The 17,781-nt window shown below is 46.1% G+C and carries 14 protein-coding genes; 8 read left to right on the top strand and 6 right to left on the bottom strand.

Annotated features, from left to right (window positions below):
- Positions 1 to 11: 11 nt before the first annotated feature.
- A complete protein-coding gene (locus Q5C82_RS16270; protein WP_003223084.1) occupies positions 12 to 1,166 on the bottom strand; it encodes a Ger(x)C family spore germination protein in 1,155 nt (384 codons plus the stop codon).
- Positions 1,147 to 2,688: a spore germination protein gene (locus Q5C82_RS16265; protein ID WP_003223086.1), complete on the bottom strand. Its 1,542-nt coding sequence runs from the start codon at positions 2,686 to 2,688 to the stop codon at positions 1,147 to 1,149. The genes Q5C82_RS16270 and Q5C82_RS16265 overlap by 20 nt, the downstream gene beginning before the upstream one ends.
- 195 nt (positions 2,689 to 2,883) lie before the next feature.
- Between Q5C82_RS16265 and treP the strand changes: the two genes are divergently transcribed.
- The 4 genes from treP (at position 2,884) to Q5C82_RS16245 (ending at position 7,597) form a co-directional block, all read left to right on the top strand.
- Positions 2,884 to 4,296 carry a PTS system trehalose-specific EIIBC component gene (gene treP / locus Q5C82_RS16260; RefSeq protein ID WP_003223088.1) on the top strand — a complete coding sequence of 471 codons (1,413 nt, stop codon included), beginning with the start codon at positions 2,884 to 2,886 and terminating at the stop codon, positions 4,294 to 4,296.
- A 71-nt stretch (positions 4,297 to 4,367) separates the two neighbouring features.
- On the top strand, positions 4,368 to 6,056 hold the full coding sequence (gene treC, locus Q5C82_RS16255) for an alpha,alpha-phosphotrehalase (RefSeq protein WP_003223091.1): 1,689 nt from the start codon (positions 4,368 to 4,370) through the stop codon (positions 6,054 to 6,056).
- A gap of 20 nt (positions 6,057 to 6,076) precedes the next feature.
- Positions 6,077 to 6,793 (top strand): trehalose operon repressor, encoded by a 717-nt coding sequence (treR, locus tag Q5C82_RS16250; RefSeq protein ID WP_003223094.1) that lies wholly within the window; start codon positions 6,077 to 6,079, stop codon positions 6,791 to 6,793.
- Between the two features lie 138 nt (positions 6,794 to 6,931).
- Complete coding sequence (locus tag Q5C82_RS16245; protein WP_003223097.1) at positions 6,932 to 7,597, top strand: NAD(P)H-dependent oxidoreductase; 666 nt, start codon at positions 6,932 to 6,934, stop codon at positions 7,595 to 7,597.
- Positions 7,598 to 7,634: 37 nt separating this feature from the next.
- On the opposite strand, the gene Q5C82_RS16240 is transcribed toward Q5C82_RS16245, so the two are convergent.
- Complete coding sequence (locus Q5C82_RS16240; protein WP_079996303.1) at positions 7,635 to 12,014, bottom strand: multifunctional 2',3'-cyclic-nucleotide 2'-phosphodiesterase/3'-nucleotidase/5'-nucleotidase; 4,380 nt, start codon at positions 12,012 to 12,014, stop codon at positions 7,635 to 7,637.
- A gap of 243 nt (positions 12,015 to 12,257) precedes the next feature.
- Between Q5C82_RS16240 and yfkM the strand changes: the two genes are divergently transcribed.
- Positions 12,258 to 12,776 carry a general stress protein 18 gene (gene yfkM / locus Q5C82_RS16235; RefSeq protein WP_003223100.1) on the top strand — a complete coding sequence of 173 codons (519 nt, stop codon included), beginning with the start codon at positions 12,258 to 12,260 and terminating at the stop codon, positions 12,774 to 12,776.
- A gap of 37 nt (positions 12,777 to 12,813) precedes the next feature.
- On the opposite strand, the gene Q5C82_RS16230 is transcribed toward yfkM, so the two are convergent.
- Both Q5C82_RS16230 and Q5C82_RS16225 read right to left on the bottom strand, forming a co-directional pair.
- Entirely contained in the window at positions 12,814 to 14,013 is a 1,200-nt protein-coding gene (locus tag Q5C82_RS16230) for an MFS transporter (RefSeq protein ID WP_003223102.1), read from the bottom strand.
- 215 nt (positions 14,014 to 14,228) lie between these two features.
- Positions 14,229 to 14,444: a DUF1128 domain-containing protein gene (locus tag Q5C82_RS16225; RefSeq protein ID WP_003223104.1), complete on the bottom strand. Its 216-nt coding sequence runs from the start codon at positions 14,442 to 14,444 to the stop codon at positions 14,229 to 14,231.
- Positions 14,445 to 14,647: 203 nt separating this feature from the next.
- Between Q5C82_RS16225 and yfkJ the strand changes: the two genes are divergently transcribed.
- The 3 genes from yfkJ to Q5C82_RS16210 are packed head-to-tail and all read left to right on the top strand — an operon-like array spanning position 14,648 to position 16,307.
- Positions 14,648 to 15,118, top strand: coding sequence for a protein-tyrosine-phosphatase (gene yfkJ / locus Q5C82_RS16220; protein ID WP_003223106.1), 471 nt, complete (start codon positions 14,648 to 14,650; stop codon positions 15,116 to 15,118).
- A gap of 17 nt (positions 15,119 to 15,135) precedes the next feature.
- Complete coding sequence (locus tag Q5C82_RS16215) at positions 15,136 to 15,456, top strand: hypothetical protein (RefSeq protein WP_003223108.1); 321 nt, start codon at positions 15,136 to 15,138, stop codon at positions 15,454 to 15,456.
- 23 nt (positions 15,457 to 15,479) lie between these two features.
- A complete protein-coding gene (locus Q5C82_RS16210; protein WP_003223110.1) occupies positions 15,480 to 16,307 on the top strand; it encodes a YihY family inner membrane protein in 828 nt (275 codons plus the stop codon).
- Between the two features lie 198 nt (positions 16,308 to 16,505).
- Here Q5C82_RS16210 and Q5C82_RS16205 read toward each other — a convergent pair whose 3' ends face one another.
- Positions 16,506 to 17,681 carry an MFS transporter gene (locus Q5C82_RS16205; RefSeq protein ID WP_003223114.1) on the bottom strand — a complete coding sequence of 392 codons (1,176 nt, stop codon included), beginning with the start codon at positions 17,679 to 17,681 and terminating at the stop codon, positions 16,506 to 16,508.
- Positions 17,682 to 17,781 lie beyond the last annotated feature (100 nt).

Below are 17,781 nucleotides of genomic sequence, written 5' to 3'. Positions count from 1 at the left end.
GTGCACCTCCATTAATGGCTGATCGTTTTATACAAGACTCCGCCTTGCTCAATCGTCACAATTGGGTTGACGTGAATCTCCATGTCCTTGTAGACCTCATCCCAATCCTTTCTAAGCAGATTGTTTGTGATGTCCATGCTTCTGATCGTTCGGTTTTGGAAACCTGCCGGGTCCGCCTTTCGCTTTTGAAGGCGATGAACGGTGCTGATTACTTCTTCCCTTACAGCCCTGTTTAATGCTTTTTGTATGATGTAAAATTGGTCATTTTCTCTCGTTTCATAAGTGGATTGATTCTCCATTATAATTCCTTTGGCTCTGATCTCGATTGTCATCGACAGCTTTCCGTTTTTTTCAGCCGCATGGAAGGATGCATTGGACTTTTGAAGCTGAATGGTCGCTTTCCCCATTTGATTCGGCAGGTCTAATATGAATTCTGGCTGACGGGCTTGATTCAATAAAATCAGGGCAGCTGTCATGTGTTCCTTTTTTAAAATATCCACCAATCTGTCCTTTTTAAAGATCGCCAGCCCGTCAATTTTTAAATTTGCTTTCCCTTTCCCGCCGGGCTTTGTTTTAGATGCGGTGATGACTGGCGCATACGCATCGCTGCCTTTTTCTAATAGGTCTGACATGAACCTGCTTAAAAAAACGGGGCGGTTCGTCGCCAAAATAGCCAGCTCCCGAATCATTTCCGCAGGAAACTGTTCAAGCTGAACGTCGGTGTTTAAAATGTCCCGCGCTTCTCCCCGGCTGATTAAAATGAGCGCCGTTAATCTGTTCTGCGGATTTCGGGTTAAAATATCAAAGACTGGGGCGACGCCGTCTCTCGCCATATCCTCTCCAATCACGACCGTACGCCTGTGGGATGTATTGATCGTCCGGGATAAGGAGGTTTGCAGTTTGTTGTTCGCTTCTTTTATCGTAGTGCCGGAAGCTGAATCGACATACCATGTTTTTGAACTGGCAGTTCCGCCACCTCCTCCTGTTTGTCCGCCTAATTGGCCAACCAAGGGAATCTGCATGGCCACTCGATACTGATCTTTTTTCTTATCAATTGCAGAGCTGACGACAAATGCGATGTCATTGATTTCTGTCCGGTCCCAGCATCCCGCTAGAAGTATACAAACGAGAAGCGGCGCAGCACATTTATATATTGTTTTCTTCATCTTGAGGGTCCTCTCTTTTCGCGCCCTTCTGTCCGTTGCTACGTGAATACGTGCCCGGCCTTCTGGTCATCGTCCACCAAGGCGCTCTGACAAAAATGTCTTTTACTTCATCACGTTTAAACGGAGAAATCCCTGATAAATAAGGAACGCCGAAAGATTGCAGCTTGCACAAATGAAGCACTAAGATAATCGTCCCGAGCATAATACCGAATATCCCGAAAATGCTTGCCAAAATCATAAGCGGGAAACGAAGCATCCTGATGGAAATGGCTAAATTAAACCGCGGAATTGTAAATGACGCGATCCCTGTTAACGATACGATGATCACCATGGGGGCTGACACAATTCCCGCTTCAACGGCGGCCGTCCCGATGACAAGGGCGCCGAGAATACTGACGGTCTGGCCGATCGTTTTAGGCAGCCGAACGCCTGCTTCACGAAGGGCCTCAAAGGAAATTTCCATAATTAATGCTTCCACGATGGCTGGGAAAGGAATCGGTTCACGGGCAGATGCCACGCTGAACATTAAGTTTGTCGGCATTAAATCCTGATGGTATGTAATAACAGCAACATATATTGCCGGCAAATAAAGAGCAAAGAATAAAAACATATAGCGCAGCCAGCGGATTAAGTTAGACATCAAATAGCGCTCATAGTAATCTTCACTTGCCTGCATCAGCTGCCAAAACGTAATCGGGCCTGTTAAGACAAAAGGCGTATTATCTGTGAAAATGGCAAATCGGCCTTCGAGAAGTTGGGCGGCGACGGTATCGGGCCTTTCTGTGTATTGCAGCTGGGGGAAGGGCGAGTACGTGTCATCTTCGATAAACTCTTCAATATACCCGCTTTCTAAGACGGCATCAATCTTGATCTTTTTGATTCTTTTTTTCACTTTGTCAATAACCTTTGGATCGGCAATCCCGTCAATATAGGCCAAGACTATGTCTGTTTTTGTTTTCGTGCCGATTTTAAAAGAGATCATTTTAAGTTGTAGCGTTTTGATGCGAAAGCGCACAAGAGCGGTATTGACCCTGAGGCTTTCAGTGAAGCCCTCTCTCGATCCTCTGATGGTCGATTCTGTTATCGGTTCTTCAATGCTTCTTCTTTGACCGCCTTTTATTTTTAAGATCAGGCATTTTGAATGCCTGTCGGCAAATAAAACTGCGTTCCCTTCAATGATGGATGCAGCCACTTTGCTTACACTTGTTTCTGACGCAACGCTTGAAATCGATAATGTGTTTTGCAGCGCCTCTTCATATTCCTCTATCTGATCCGTCAGATGCCTCAAGAAAGGAAGGAGGGCGTGATCCTGAATATGTTCAGATTTTACAATTCCTTCGATATAAACAATAAATCCGCACAGCCCGTTTCCAAAGTCAAAATGTCTAAATACGATGTCTGAGCAGCCTTCTGTTAATAAGGTCAGAGTATCGAGGTTTTCCTTTAAATCGGGAGAGATCGGTCTGTCCTGATTGTCTTCAAGCTCTTTGATGAGCTGAAGCGCTTCATCGCGTTTGTTCATAGAGGCTCACCCTGCTTTTTTTTATGTCTTATTCAATAAGTGCTTGTGACTTTTAGGGTAACCTTGTCTGTTTTAGATATTCTTGATCTAGGATGAAAGCGCTATAAAAAAATGTTGACTACATGTATATACAGGAATACAATATAATCATAAGTTGTATATACAAGTTATAAAAACGGATACGGAGGGGTTGGCATGGGGGAACTGAACAAATCGGCACGGCAGATTGTCGAAGCAGTCGGCGGTGCTGAAAATATTGCAGCGGCAACTCATTGTGTTACACGTTTGCGTTTTGCATTAATAGATGAAAGCAAGGTTGACCAAGAGGTGCTTGATCAAATTGACGTTGTAAAGGGGTCGTTTTCGACAAACGGGCAGTTTCAGGTCGTGATCGGCCAGGGAACGGTCAACAAGGTGTACGCTGAACTGGTCAAGGAAACGGGGATTGGCGAGTCATCAAAGGATGAAGTGAAGAAGGCTTCAGAAAAAAATATGAATCCTTTGCAGCGTGCTGTGAAAACGCTTGCAGACATTTTTATTCCGATATTGCCTGCGATTGTCACGGCGGGTCTCTTGATGGGGATCAATAACATTTTAACGGAGCAAGGCATTTTCTTCAGTACAAAGTCGATTGTGGAGGTCTATCCGCAGTGGGCGGATCTCGCTAATATGATTAACCTGATTGCAGGCACGGCCTTTACGTTTTTGCCTGCGTTAATCGGCTGGTCTGCGGTCAAACGGTTCGGCGGCAATCCGCTGCTCGGTATTGTGCTCGGCGTTATGCTCGTGCATCCTGATTTGCTGAATGCGTGGGGATATGGCGCAGCGGAACAAAGTGGAAAGATCCCGGTATGGAATTTGTTCGGCCTTGAGGTGCAGAAAGTCGGCTATCAGGGACAGGTACTCCCGATTTTGCTGGCATCCTATGTGCTGGCGAAGATTGAGTTGTTTTTAACAAAGCGTACACCTGAAGGCATACAGCTGCTCGTCGTCGCACCGATAACGCTTCTCGTAACAGGCTTTGCCTCTTTTATCATTATCGGCCCGGTTACATTTGCGATCGGAAACGTGCTGACTTCAGGCCTTATCTCAGTGTTCGGCTCTTTTGCCGCACTGGGCGGTTTGTTATATGGCGGTTTCTACTCAGCGCTCGTCATTACCGGCATGCATCACACGTTTCTTGCAGTCGACCTGCAGCTCATCGGCTCGAAGCTTGGCGGCACATTTTTATGGCCGATGCTGGCGCTTTCTAATATCGCACAAGGTTCGGCTGCGCTGGCCATGATGTTTATCGTGAAAGATGAGAAACAAAAAGGCCTTTCCCTCACATCAGGGATTTCTGCTTATCTCGGCATTACAGAACCTGCCATCTTCGGAGTGAATCTGCGATACAGATTCCCGTTTATCATTGCGATGGTCAGCTCCGGGCTGGCCGGAATGTATATTTCTTCTCAAGGTGTGCTGGCAAGCTCCGTCGGTGTCGGCGGCGTGCCGGGGATTTTCTCAATTATGAGCCAGTACTGGGGGGCGTTTGCAATCGGGATGGCTATTGTATTGATCATGCCGTTTGCCGGAACATACGCGTATGCAAGATTCAAACATAAATAACCAATGGAGAGCGGGACGTGTTTTAACGTTCCCTTTTCCTGTTTTATTCTAAAAAACGGTGGTGGAGACAGATGAAAACAGAACAAACGCCATGGTGGAAAAAAGCTGTGGTCTATCAAATTTACCCGAAAAGCTTTAACGATACGACGGGAAACGGTGTCGGCGATCTGAACGGCATTATTGAAAAGCTTGATTACTTAAAAACACTTCAGGTAGATGTGCTTTGGCTGACACCGATTTATGATTCTCCGCAGCATGATAATGGGTATGACATTCGTGATTATTACTCGATTTATCCTGAATACGGGACGATGGAGGATTTTGAGCGGTTACTGTCCGAAGCTCATAAAAGAGGCCTGAAAGTCGTCATGGATCTTGTCGTCAATCATACATCAACAGAGCACAAATGGTTTCAAGAGGCGATTTCGTCTAAAGACAGCCCATACCGTGATTTTTATATATGGAAAAACCCGCAGGAAAACGGCTCTGTTCCGACAAACTGGGAATCGAAATTCGGCGGCTCGGCATGGGAGTTTGACGAAGCATCGGGCCAATACTATTTGCATCTGTTTGATGTGACGCAGGCTGATTTGAATTGGGAAAATGAAGAGGTCAGAAAGCATGTCTATGATATGATGCATTTTTGGTTTGAAAAGGGAATAGACGGCTTCAGGCTTGATGTCATTAACCTGATTTCTAAAGATCAGCGCTTTCCGAATGTGGAAGACGGCGATGATGGCCGTAGCTTTTACACTGACGGGCCGCGGGTGCATGAATTTCTGCATGAAATGAACGAAAAGGTGTTTTCACATTATAACAGTATGACGGTCGGTGAGATGTCTTCAACAACTGTAGATCATTGCATTCGATATACAAATCCCAAAAATAAAGAACTTGATATGACGTTCAGCTTCCATCATCTCAAGGTTGACTATCCAAACGGTGAAAAATGGGCTTTGGCGCCTTTTGACTTTTTGAAGCTGAAGGAGATCTTATCCGAGTGGCAGACGGGGATGCACGCTGGAGGGGGTTGGAACGCTCTGTTCTGGTGCAATCATGACCAGCCGCGCATTGTATCTAGATATGGAGATGACGGCGCGTACAGGGTGAAATCGGCGAAAATGCTCGCTACCGCCATTCATATGATGCAGGGGACGCCTTATATTTATCAGGGCGAGGAGCTGGGAATGACGAATCCGAAGTTTGCGGACATCAGCTCCTATCGGGATGTCGAATCATTGAACATGTATCACGCTTTTAAGGAAAAAGGAATGCCCGACCAAGAGATCACAGCAATTTTACAGGCGAAATCCCGCGACAACTCCAGAACGCCTGTCCAGTGGGATGATACGGAGAATGGCGGTTTTACAACGGGCACGCCATGGATACCGGTCGCCGGCAACTATCGGGAAATCAATGCTGAAGCGGCGTTGAAGGATCAGAACTCGGTGTTTTATCATTATCAAAAACTGGTTCAGATTCGAAAAACGTATGACATTGTGACAGAGGGGACATATGAGTTAATCGCAAAGGATGATCCGAACGTTTTTGCGTATCTCAGACACGGCAGCAATGAAAAGCTGCTCGTGATCAATAATTTTTATGGGACAGAGGCAGCCTTTACACTGCCGGATTCTTTAGCGCCTGACGAGTGGAAGGCAGAGGTGCTGTTGACGAACGATGATGTGAGGAAAGGGCTGCAGAACATGACGCTCCGTCCGTATGAGTCCATTGTTTATCGTTTAACGAAACCGTGTTAAACTAAGCTGGGTGGTCCATAATGAAGGTGAATAAATTCATCACAATCTATAAAGACATCGCACAGCAAATTGAAGGCGGCCGATGGAAAGCGGAAGAGATTCTTCCATCTGAACATGAGCTGACCGCACAGTATGATACATCAAGAGAAACGGTCCGAAAGGCGCTTCACATGCTTGCGCAAAACGGCTATATTCAGAAAATCAGAGGGAAGGGCTCCGTCGTTCTCAACCGTGAAAAAATGCAGTTTCCCGTCTCAGGTCTTGTCAGCTTCAAGGAGCTCGCGCAAACAATTGGCAAAAAAACGAAAACAACTGTACACAAATTTGGGCTGGGGCCTCCGTCAGAGCTGATCCAAAAACAGCTCCGGGCCAATCCGGATGACGACATTTGGGAAGTCATCAGGTCTAGAAAGATTGACGGGGAGCATGTGATTTTGGACAAGGATTACTTTTTCAGAAAGCATGTGCCTCACCTGACAAAAGAAATTTGTGAAAACTCCATATATGAATATATTGAAGGAGAGTTGGGTCTTTCGATCAGTTATGCCCAAAAAGAAATTGTTGCCGAGCCATGTACGGATGGGGACAGGGAGTTGCTCGATTTACACGGCTATGACCATATGGTTGTGGTGAGAAACTACGTCTTTTTGGAGGATACGAGTCTGTTTCAATATACGGAAAGCAGACACCGTCTTGACAAATTTCGGTTTGTTGATTTTGCGCGGCGGGGAAAATGAGAAAGGCGCCTGCCTGCGGCAGTGCGCTTTTTTTATTGGTATCAAAATTGATACTATCCAACAAAAATGTGCGTACTTTTACTTTTTATGATAATGGCTACAATAGAGATGAGAGTACCATAAGGAGAGGTGTTTAACATGGCAGATGTAAAGAAACAAATTCTCGATGCATACAATTTCAGACATGCGACAAAGGAATTTGACCCGAATAAAAAAGTATCAGACAGCGATTTTGAATTTATTTTAGAGACAGGAAGACTGTCTCCGAGCTCCCTCGGCCTTGAGCCTTGGAAATTTGTCGTCGTCCAAAATCCGGAATTCCGCGAGAAACTTCGCGAATACACATGGGGCGCGCAAAAGCAGCTTCCAACAGCAAGCCACTTCGTGCTGATTCTTGCACGTACAGCAAAGGATATTAAATACGATGCGGACTACATCAAACGTCATTTAAAAGAAGTAAAACAAATGCCGCAGGACGTGTACGAAGGCTATCTCAGCAAAACGGAAGAGTTCCAGAAAAACGATTTGCATTTGCTTGAAAGTGACAGAACATTGTTTGACTGGGCATCAAAACAAACGTATATTGCGCTTGGCAATATGATGACTGCCGCTGCGCAAATCGGCGTTGATTCCTGCCCTGTGGAAGGCTTCCAGTATGATCACATTCACCGCATTCTTGAAGAAGAAGGCCTTCTGGAAAACGGAAGCTTCGACATTTCTGTGATGGTGGCATTCGGCTACCGTGTACGAGATCCTCGTCCGAAAACAAGATCTGCTGTTGAAGATGTTGTGAAGTGGGTCTAAAGTAAGAAAGCTGCTCGATTATCGAGCAGCTCTTTTTTTATGCCTGATTCGCTTTATTCTGTTTTCTTCTCTGATGCAAGTACAATGCCGTTCCGAGAGCGCTGATCAGAAATCCGGCCAAGAGGATCGAATACATGGACGTGGCTGTGTCCGGAAGCAGGCCGCCAGCGGGACTGTCCGTTCCTGATCCGTTTCCTCCGGAGCCGTTTGTCGGTTCAGTGCCGGGAGGTGTATCATTTCCTCCGTTCCCGTCAGTCGGCTGTTTTCCGCCTGGTTTATCGGAGCCTCCGCCATTGCTGCCGTCATCACCGCCGGTCGGCTGATCGGACGGGAATGCCGGCGGTTTGTTGTTCTCACCGGAATTTAAGATCGTGTACTCGCTGAAGTGGTTTGTATATCCTGTCACGATATCATCGTCAACTGATCCGTTTTCTGTCTTTGTGAAAGCTTTCTTTTTCCGATCGACGTGGTAAATGGCAGGGTTATGAGCTTCTTCAATATCAAACATGCGAAGCGAAAGCTGAACGGGCTCCTTGAATGATTTCACTTCTTTTCCTTTTTGCTTCACTGTAAAATCATATACATCTCCGATAGACACGTCCAATTCACCGGTAGATTTGATTCCAATGACAGTGTCTGCGGTTTTGAAGTTCGCCATTGGCAGGTTTATGCTGTACCAGTAGTTGAATACCGTCAATGAAGGATCTGACTTTCTATCTTTTAACAGTTTGACCTGATCTTCTTGTACTTTAAGATTGATAGGCTTCTCTTGAGATCCTTCAGTTGTTTCATAATAGACATACGGCGTGTTGGCATTTTTAGCATAAATCGCAAATTTGTCTTCGTCGAGTGTCCAGCTGCCGTCCTTCTGCTTTGTCGGCAAGAATACTTCTTTAATACGTCCTTCGATTTTAGGAGAGACCTTGTTTCCTAGTTTTTTCAGCTGTTCAGTGAAAATCTCATAATCTACGTAACCAAGGTCTTCACCATGGGATGCCTCCGTAAAGACAGAGTATCCGTCTCCTCCGGCACCGACAAAATTATTTGTTGCGACGCGGTAGGTATCATCTGTATTCAGATCAACTTTGTCTCCGTTAGGCGATTCGAATTTCACGTCTAAAACACGGTGTCCAGGTTCGTTGTTTAATGTAAAGGTATATTCGATTCCAGCCACCTGAGGGAAGGCGCCGCCTCCGTTTTCCACATTGCTTAAGCCTTGTTCAAGGGCTTCTTTGATTTGTTTTCCGGTCAAATCGGCCACGTAAAGCGTGTTGCCGAACGGCATCACATTCAGCACTTCGCCGAGTGTGATATCGCCTTTGTCTATGCCGGCTCTGATACCGCCGCCATTTGTTATCGCTATTCTGGCGCCAGCAGCTTCTTTCGCTTTTGCAAGCATGCCGTCCGCGATGAAGTTTCCGAGGTTCGTTTCCTTCGTTCGCACATGCTCACGCTGGCCGTCAAGCGCCACATCCGTGTAGCCGACTTTTTCATTTTTCACGTCCTCTAATTCATTTTTGAACTGATCAAGCTCTTTTTTGGCTTCTGCGTTTTCTTCTGTATGTTCATCAATTGGCAGCACATTCAAATTTGATTTGTCTGTTTGTACAACGCCGTTTTCATCAAACACGACATCGACACGCCCTAAGAATTGGCCGTATTCTTTTGCCTGCGCCACGATCGTCGGCTCTTCGTTGTTCACAACCTCCATTTTGTCAACGAGGGTGTGGGTGTGTCCGCCGATGATCAAGTCAATGCCTTTTACTTTTTTCGCCAGCTCAAGATCACGGTTATGCCCGAGATGGGTTAAAGCGATAATTTTGTTTACTTTTTCTTCTTCCTGAATCGTTTTGACAGTGTTTTGCGCTGTTTCAAACGCGTCATGAAATACGATGCTTTTGCCCGGGCTTGATGTGGTCGCTGTATCTTCCGTTGTCAGCCCGAATACGGCGACTTTCTCACCGTCAACATCTAACAGAATGTAAGGGTGGATGCCTGGCTCTTTCTTTTCTCCCGCAGTAAAGGTTTGCGGCTTTTTGACAAATGATGTCAGCTTAGGCTCATTTGACACATCTACGTTTGCGCTGACGATCGGAAATTCAGGTGCTTCAAAGTGATAGTGGTTCGCCGGATCAACAGTTGTGCTGTTTCCGCTAAGAAAATCAGAAAGTACTGTCGGGCCTTTATCAAATTCATGGTTTCCGAAGGTCATGGCGTCATAGCCCATCATGTTCATCAATTTCAAATCAGCTAAACCGTTCCATTTTGTGAAATACAGGTCACCGGAAAACACATCTCCCGCATCTAGGAGAATGTTGTGGTCTGTTTCGCTTCGTACTTCGTTGATTTTCGTCATTCGTCTCGCTGCGTCATCGAGGTGAGCATGCGTATCATTGGTATGCATGACAGTCAGATCCCACAGTCCGTCTTTAGGAGGCTCAGGATTTGAATCATCGTCGAATTGCAGCTTGTACAATCCATAGCCTTCATTCGTAGACTCGCCTACAAAAGCGACATCGTCTGCTTTATCGGCAAAGGGCTTGGCCAAAAGCGAGGATTCAAACGTCAAATTCGTACCGGAAACAGGCGCGATTGACCAGTTGTTGTCCGCTTTTGGATTAACTGTTTTTTGTTCAATAATGTAATCCATCAGCACCTGTCTGTTTTCAACCGCGGAGCCGTGGACAATCTTATCGCTCGTCAGGTGAGGGAAACCGCCGCCTCCGGATGCACGATAATTATTGGTGACGACGAGAAATTCCTGGTTCAGGCTGATTGGCTTGCCTTCATAGGAAAGGTTGATGATCCGGGATGAGTCCGCGTTGATCACTTTTCCGTTCTCATCGTACTTCGCCGGTTTTGTGACATCGACCTGATATGTGACACCGTCAATCACGTCAAAATTATAGGAGCGGAAATTCTCATTCAGCAAGGCTTGATCGCCGCCTTTTGACGGGTCAATTTGATTGAATTGGCCTGCTGACATGTCCAGCCAGTCCTTGACCTCACTGCCTGTCAGCTTGACGATCTGAACAGTATTATCGTAAAGATATAAGTCACCGACGTTTTTAATGGCAAGATCTCCGGCCGGAATGTTCGTATAGTAATTGGCTCCATTTCTGCCGCCTGCTTTAAACGGCGCTCCAGCGGATAAAATGGGGAGGTCCTTGTACTCGGTATCCTTCATTTCCTTTTCGGCGTACCATTTTTGTGCGTCAGTCACGATCTGAATGGAAGGGTCATCTTTGACCTGAGCAAAGAAGCTGTTAATATCTGCTTCTGTTTTGCCGACCGGTTTTCGGACATATTCCAAAGTATTTTGGTGTGTTTGCTGAATGGTGTTTGTGACGGTTTCATTTCTGGATGTGACACTGCCGGCAATGGATTCAATACTGCTTTTGGAATCTGCCACCTTCCATAAGCCGTCCGTCTTTTCGAGTTTGAGGTCAATCACGCCTAAGTATTTGCCCCAGCTGCTTGGCATGACGACAGGAATGCCGTTAATCGTTCCTTTTCCAACATCGAATTGAGAAACACCCGCATACTCGGCGGAAGGGAAGAGTCCGTGCTGATGGCCCGAGATAATCGCGTCAATGCCTTTCGTTTTGGTGGCAAGATCAAACACGACGTTTTCTGCGCCTGACGATTGCGCTTGCTTTTCAATACCGGTGTGGGCAAGGGCAATTATGATATCTGCGCCTTCCGCCTTCATTTTCGGGATCGTTTCATTGGCGGATTCTACGATATCCTGCACCTGCACCTGACCCTCAAGATTCTTTTTGTCCCACGTCATGATTTGCGGCGGGACAAAGCCTATGTAGCCAACCTTCACTTTCTGCTCATTGCCGTTTTCGTCAGTGACGGTTTTTTCTTTAATGACATACGGCGTATAACGGTTGTCGCCGCTTGTTGTTTTGACGTTGGCATTTACAATCGGGAAATCGGCTCCTTTGATCGTGCCGTCGAGAAAGTCGAGCCCGTAATTGAATTCATGATTCCCCAATGTGCCGGCATCGTATTTCAGCGCATTCATGACACTGATGATCGGGTGGGTTTTCACGCCGGAGATAATGTCGTCTTTTTCATATTTCACCGCGTATTCGCCCAGCGGATTCCCTTGAATCAAGTCGCCGTTATCGACGAGCAGGGTATTTGGGTTTTGCTCGCGGTGTTTTTTGATCAGCTGTGCCGTTCTTGCCAGCCCGAAATCCGTCGTTTCTTTATCGCTGTAGTAATCGTAATCCATCATGTTGGCATGAATATCAGTCGTGGCCAAAATACTCAGTTGTACCCGAGGTGCCGCGCTTTCTTCTGCATGAATGGGTGGTGTTGGGAGGATTAGGCTAAGTATCATAATTGGGGGCAAAAGAATACGGAGAATGTTACCGACGCGTGTTCGTCTTTTCTGTATTCTCACCAGTTCTCCACCTTTCAACGAAATTTGTGTTACAGCTCCTATTGTAAGAATATTTTGTAACTATTTGTAGGTGTTTCTTTATGATTATTGTAAAAGGGAGAAAAATGAGTATTATGTAGCAGCATCAAACGACAAATGCTGGGTATTTGTGCTTATCGTTTGTCAGATTCGCGGAATGTTTATTTTAGTGTGGCTGGGGTAGATTGTTTTATGTAGACATATTAAAGCGGGAGGTAATGAATCATGGGGAAAAAAATTGCAGTTGTATTGACAGATTATTTTGAGGACAGCGAGTACACTGAACCTGCGAAAGCCTTTAAAGAAGCGGGACATGAACTGACTGTTATCGAAAATGAAAAAGGAAAAACAGTAAAAGGCAAGCAGGGGAACGCGGAAGTGACGGTTGACGCGTCCATTGACGACGTAAACCCTTCAGACTTTGATGCGCTTTTGATTCCCGGAGGATTTTCACCAGACCAGCTTCGCGCTGACGACCGTTTCGTCCAATTTACAAAAGCGTTTATGACTGACAAAAAACCGGTATTCGCCATTTGCCACGGCCCGCAGCTTTTAATCAATGCGAAAGCGCTCGACGGCCGAAAAGCGACAGGCTATACGTCTATTCGTGTTGACATGGAAAACGCGGGTGCCGACGTTGTGGACAAGGAAGTGGTTGTTTGCCAAGATCAATTGGTCACAAGCCGCACACCGGATGATATTCCGGCGTTTAATCGTGAATCGTTGGCATTGCTTGAGAAATAAGAAAAACGGACGCCCAGGAGCGTCCGTTTTTTGTTGATTACAGCTTGGCATCTGCCGGAGCACCCGTCAGTTTCTTGTACCTGTAATACAAGAAGGCGGCTGCAGCTGTTCCGATAACCGCAATGCAAAAGTCGAACATAAAGATATGGGCGATGCCTCCCGCTTTTGCGATAAGCCCGGTGGCGATCGGCAGCACAATCGACGCGATGCTTGAAGCAGTTGCTACAATTCCGGTAACGGTTCCTTTTCGCTTCCAGAAAAGCTCTGTCATTAATGTAATGGTAATTTGAAATACACCCGCGGTAGAAAAGCCTAAGAAAAAGGCGGTGATGTCCAGCACAACCGGGACATGAACCGTCAGCATGACTGCGAGCGTACATAAAGTAATAACAGGATATAAGAGCGTAATCATGACGGGCTTTACCCATCTGTTCAGCAAAACGGCTAATAATAATACAGATGTCAGAGATCCTATGCTGTAATAACTCAGCAATTGCACGGATGCTGATTCAGCTAAACCGGCAGCCTTTTGCGCATAGCTCGGAAGCCAGATTTGAGAAACCGTAAATAAAGCCGTGGATGTAAAACCGATAATGATCAGTGCGGTGCCTTCTTTCTGAAAAACGGGCTCGGACAAGAAAGCGGGAGATTCCTGTCGGCCGCTGTTAGTTGGTTTCTGTTTCTTAGGAAACGAAAGCGTTGATAGATAAACGATATTCAGCGCATAGACTGCTGCGGGAAGATAAAAAGCAAATCCGTAAAACAGGCTGTGGTCTGACAAAAATGTGATCAAAAGCGGCAATAGAGCGGCCCCAACAGACATAAAGGCTTTGACCAGGACATTCGCCGATCCGGAAGCAGCCGGAAAGAGCTCGGTTAGGGCCGGATATGTTCCAGCGTCCATCGCTGAATTTGCGACTCCGGCTAATAAGGCGAACACAAACGCCAGTTCATAGCTCGGTGACAAAGGAATACCGACTAAGAAGACGGCCATAATTCCCGCAGAAGCGACAACAAGCGGTTTTCTGCCAATTTTATCTGATAAAACACCGGAAATTCCGTATGTCAGCAGCTTGCCGAAGCCGATAGCGGCAATGACATAACTGATGCCGGTTGGATCGGTATTCCACTGTTTCGTTAAAGAGGACATATTGGATGCCAGAATGATGTTGACCATCCCCAGAAAGAAGTAGTTGATATACATTCCGGATGCTGTTTTGATAGGTGTCGTTTTCATGCTAGTACTCCTTCAAATCTTATTCAAACATTGTCATCAACAGGCATTTCTTTACCGGTCAAATAGCGGAAAGCAAGGGCATCCTGCCACAGTATCATGTTTGGCAGCCTGTTTCTTCCGGTTGCAAAAAATAAAGGTTCATGACGCCTGTTTTAAGGAAAACTGGTTTTGGGGCAATGATAAAAAAGACTCGCCGAGTTTCCGGCCAGTCTCATTTATTTACGAAGTGAGGCTAGTTCTTGAGCAATCGCCTGCATTTCACTTGGGCTGAATGATTGTTTTTTCATCACCATGCTGTGAAGGTATGTGAGGTCTTCGATCTTTTCATCACTGAAATCCTCCGCCTTAATCACGCCGACATTCAGCATGTTCAGTTTTTGGGAAATCTCTTCAATCATTTGAGTTAACGTTTCTGTATTTGGGCTGGACAAATGGTTCCATCCTTTCTTTGCACGATATTCGGTATGTTTTATTCTAACAGAATTCGATCAGAAAAAAACCCTATTCTAAGAGCTCGCTGTTGATTTTAAAAAAGTGGAGACATCAGTTGAAAAGGAAATGAACATCCTACTAAGATATTCATGAAGGTTTCTTTTTAGAGAAATATGGGCAAAGAATAGGGAGGTTACACAATATGATAAGCGTGTTATTTGTTTGTTTAGGAAACATTTGCCGGTCTCCGATGGCGGAAGCGATTTTTCGGGACTTGGCAGCCAAAAAAGGATTAGAGGGGAAAATCAAGACGGACTCAGCCGGTATCGGCGGCTGGCATATCGGCAATCCGCCGCATGAAGGAACACAGGAGATATTGCGCAGAGAAGGCATCAGCTTTGAGGGCATGCTGGCCCGTCAAGTCAGCGAACAGGATCTGGCCGATTTTGATTACATCATTGCGATGGATGCAGAAAATATCGGGAGCCTCAGAAGCATGGCGGGCTTTAAGAACACGTCGCATATCAAAAGGCTGTTGGACTATGTTGAAGATTCAGATTTGGCTGACGTTCCCGATCCTTACTACACAGGGAATTTTGAAGAGGTCTGCCAATTAATCAAATCGGGCTGTGAGCATCTGCTTGCATCCATTCAAAAAGAAAAACAATTGTGAGTGAAAGGAGAATTTGCATGAACAACGAACGTTTGATGTTGAAAGGGATATTTCTCGGAGCTGCGGCAGGCGCGGCGTTATCACTGCTCCATAAGCCGACAAGACAGGCATGCGGCATGAGATGGCTGACATGCAAGCATAAACTTTCACTGTACAAAAGCAATCCGGAGCTGTTGAAAAACACCGTCATCACAAAAGTGGATGAGGCCAAGAAGCTGGCCCAAACGCTGTCAGATGAAGTCGGTTTTGTGAATCAGCAGGTGAAAGAGCTGAAGAAAACAACTCCGCAAGTGATGGAGCTTGTACAAGAAACGAAAGAGCATTTTTCAAAAAAATGATCAAACATGCGAGGTGAGACGACATGAATTTTTTGAAAGAGCTTTTCAGCAGATACACCCTTCATGAAGGGCAAAGCAAATCAGCGGAGCTGGCGTATTTTTTTCTATTGTCGTTGTTTCCGTTTTTGATTTTTATGCTGACCCTCACCGCGTATCTGCCTATTTCTACTAATGATGTTCTGGGAGTTGTAAAACAATATGCTCCCGCCAGTGCGATGTCCCTCGTTGAATCCATTACACAGCAAACCTTAAATAATCGAAATGGCGGTTTGCTGTCATTCGGGATTATCGCGGCTTTATGGTCTGCGTCTAATGGAATGAACGCTATCGTCCGATCATTAAACCACGCGTATGAAGTGGAGGAAAACCGCTCTTTTATCATTGTTCGTCTAACCTCAATTTTTCTGACGATCGCCATGGTATTTACGATTTTAGTGGCCTTGCTACTGCCGGTATTCGGCCGGGAGATTGGAAGGCTCGCTTCAGATTTTGTCGGCGCATCGGATCTGTTTTTATCTATATGGGCCGCAATTCGCTGGGGGGTCAGCCCGCTTGTGCTGCTGATCGTTTTTTCCGCACTGTATGTGATTGCGCCGAACAAAAAACTGTCCCTTCGGTTTGTCATGCCGGGTGCGGTGTTTGCGACCATCGGCTGGATCGTTGTCAGCACTCTGTTTTCGTTTTACGTCAGCACGTTTGCCAACTATAGCGCCACATATGGAAGCATAGGGGGAATCATCGTCCTGATGATTTGGTTTTACTTGAGCGGCATTTTAATTATCCTAGGTGGAGAAATCAACGCTCTTTTACATAAACGTAAAAAGCTTCCTGATGAAAATCCCTATCATTAGCGCACCCTATAAAGGAACTTCGGTTCAAAAAGAAGTCGGGGGGCTATCGTGATGACCAAGCATACAAAAAAAGGCGGAAGCCATAACAAACAAAATTCAAAAAGCAAATCGAGCCATAAAACAAGCGGAAGCGCCAACGGACAAAACGGCTATCATTAGCACAAAAGCCTCCTGACGTTATGTCAGGAGGCTTTTTGATTAAGTAGATGAAGAATAGGTTTCGGCTGGTGACCAGCTTTTCGGTTTGCCCAGCATAAGTGCCAGCCACACACCACTTAGCGTGAGGGTAATGAAATAAAACAAGTTTGCGCTTTCAAATGTCTGCATATACCAGCCGCCGGCAATCGGACCGAGGATACTGCCGAGACTGAATGTAATGCCGCAAAGCAGGTTACCCGCAGGCAGCAGGTGGGGCGGAAGCAGATCTGTCATATAGCTGATGCCAAGGGTAAAGGTGGATCCGACTGCCATTCCCGCAATAAAAAAACAGCAGCCGATTACGTAAGGCAACGGGAACACGCCGGCGATGAGAAAGCAGAGCGCCCCTGTCAGCAAAATCACAAGCAGCACATTCCGCCGCCCGTATTTATCGCTGAGGATGCCGAGCGGAAACTGAAAGATTATGCTTCCAATCGCAAATGCGGGAAGGATCAGTGCCACTGCGTCTACAGATATCCCTAAACGGAGCGCATACACCGGAAAGCTTCCGTTCAGCGCCGTCTCCAGAAAGCCGTAGCCAAATGTAGGCATAAAGGCAACCCATCCAAATAGCATGGCTTGATAAAACCGCCTGAAACTATTGTCTGATTTGGTTTCGTGAGGACTGGTTTCCGGGTATGCATTTTGTAGAAAGAAAACAAAAAGCCACGCAAACAGACTGAAGCAGCCGGACACGATAAAAGGCAGCGCCGGGCTCAGCTTGACAAGCGGAACCATGAACGGGCCCGCGGCAAAGCCAAGGCCGAAGGAAAGCCCGTAAATAGACAGGTTTCTTCCGCGATTTTGTTTCGATGACATGGAAGTCACCCACGTTTGTGTAGAAAAGTGAAGCATGTGGTCGCCGATTCCGATAAACAAGCGAAGCAGGAACCAGATCCAAACCGAATGAAGCCAAATAAATCCAAACAAGCTTAAAATGACAATGCTTCCGCCAATGACGATCAGCGGCTTGAACCCGAGCTTTCTGAGCGGCGCTTCCATAAACGGCGAAGCCAAAAGCACGCCGATATACAATCCGGTCGCGTGCAGGCCATTGATGGCGGCCGATTCCCCATTTGTTTCAAAAATAATCGAGATGACAGGCAGCAGCATGCCTTGTGAAAACCCAGAAATGGAAACGAGCAAAACAAGGATAAAGAAATGAAATCGTGACATCGTGTTTTTCTCCTTATGTAGAATCTATGTTGATCGTACAATGATTTCCAAAAGCAGGCAACATGAAAAAAGCCTATATCACAAGTAAACATTGAACTCG

It is taken from the genome of uncultured Bacillus sp. (genome assembly GCF_958411575.1).
GTDB lineage: Bacteria > Bacillota > Bacilli > Bacillales > Bacillaceae > Bacillus > Bacillus spizizenii.
The sequence above is the reverse complement of the archived record's forward strand: the minus strand, read 5'-3'. Positions and strand labels throughout refer to the sequence as shown.

Excerpts from the sequence above, each read along its gene's own strand:
- yfkJ (WP_003223106.1), top strand. The coding sequence starts at position 14,648 with ATGATAAGCGTGTTATTTGTTTGTTTAGGAAACATTTGCCGGTCTCCG.
- Q5C82_RS16205 (WP_003223114.1), bottom strand. The coding sequence starts at position 17,681 with ATGTCACGATTTCATTTCTTTATCCTTGTTTTGCTCGTTTCCATTTCT.
- treP (WP_003223088.1), top strand. The coding sequence starts at position 2,884 with ATGGGGGAACTGAACAAATCGGCACGGCAGATTGTCGAAGCAGTCGGC.
- treC (WP_003223091.1), top strand. The coding sequence starts at position 4,368 with ATGAAAACAGAACAAACGCCATGGTGGAAAAAAGCTGTGGTCTATCAA.
- Q5C82_RS16210 (WP_003223110.1), top strand. The coding sequence starts at position 15,480 with ATGAATTTTTTGAAAGAGCTTTTCAGCAGATACACCCTTCATGAAGGG.
- Q5C82_RS16270 (WP_003223084.1), bottom strand. The coding sequence starts at position 1,166 with ATGAAGAAAACAATATATAAATGTGCTGCGCCGCTTCTCGTTTGTATA.
- treR (WP_003223094.1), top strand. The coding sequence starts at position 6,077 with ATGAAGGTGAATAAATTCATCACAATCTATAAAGACATCGCACAGCAA.
- Q5C82_RS16265 (WP_003223086.1), bottom strand. The coding sequence starts at position 2,688 with ATGAACAAACGCGATGAAGCGCTTCAGCTCATCAAAGAGCTTGAAGAC.
- yfkM (WP_003223100.1), top strand. The coding sequence starts at position 12,258 with ATGGGGAAAAAAATTGCAGTTGTATTGACAGATTATTTTGAGGACAGC.
- Q5C82_RS16215 (WP_003223108.1), top strand. The coding sequence starts at position 15,136 with ATGAACAACGAACGTTTGATGTTGAAAGGGATATTTCTCGGAGCTGCG.
- Q5C82_RS16230 (WP_003223102.1), bottom strand. The coding sequence starts at position 14,013 with ATGAAAACGACACCTATCAAAACAGCATCCGGAATGTATATCAACTAC.
- Q5C82_RS16245 (WP_003223097.1), top strand. The coding sequence starts at position 6,932 with ATGGCAGATGTAAAGAAACAAATTCTCGATGCATACAATTTCAGACAT.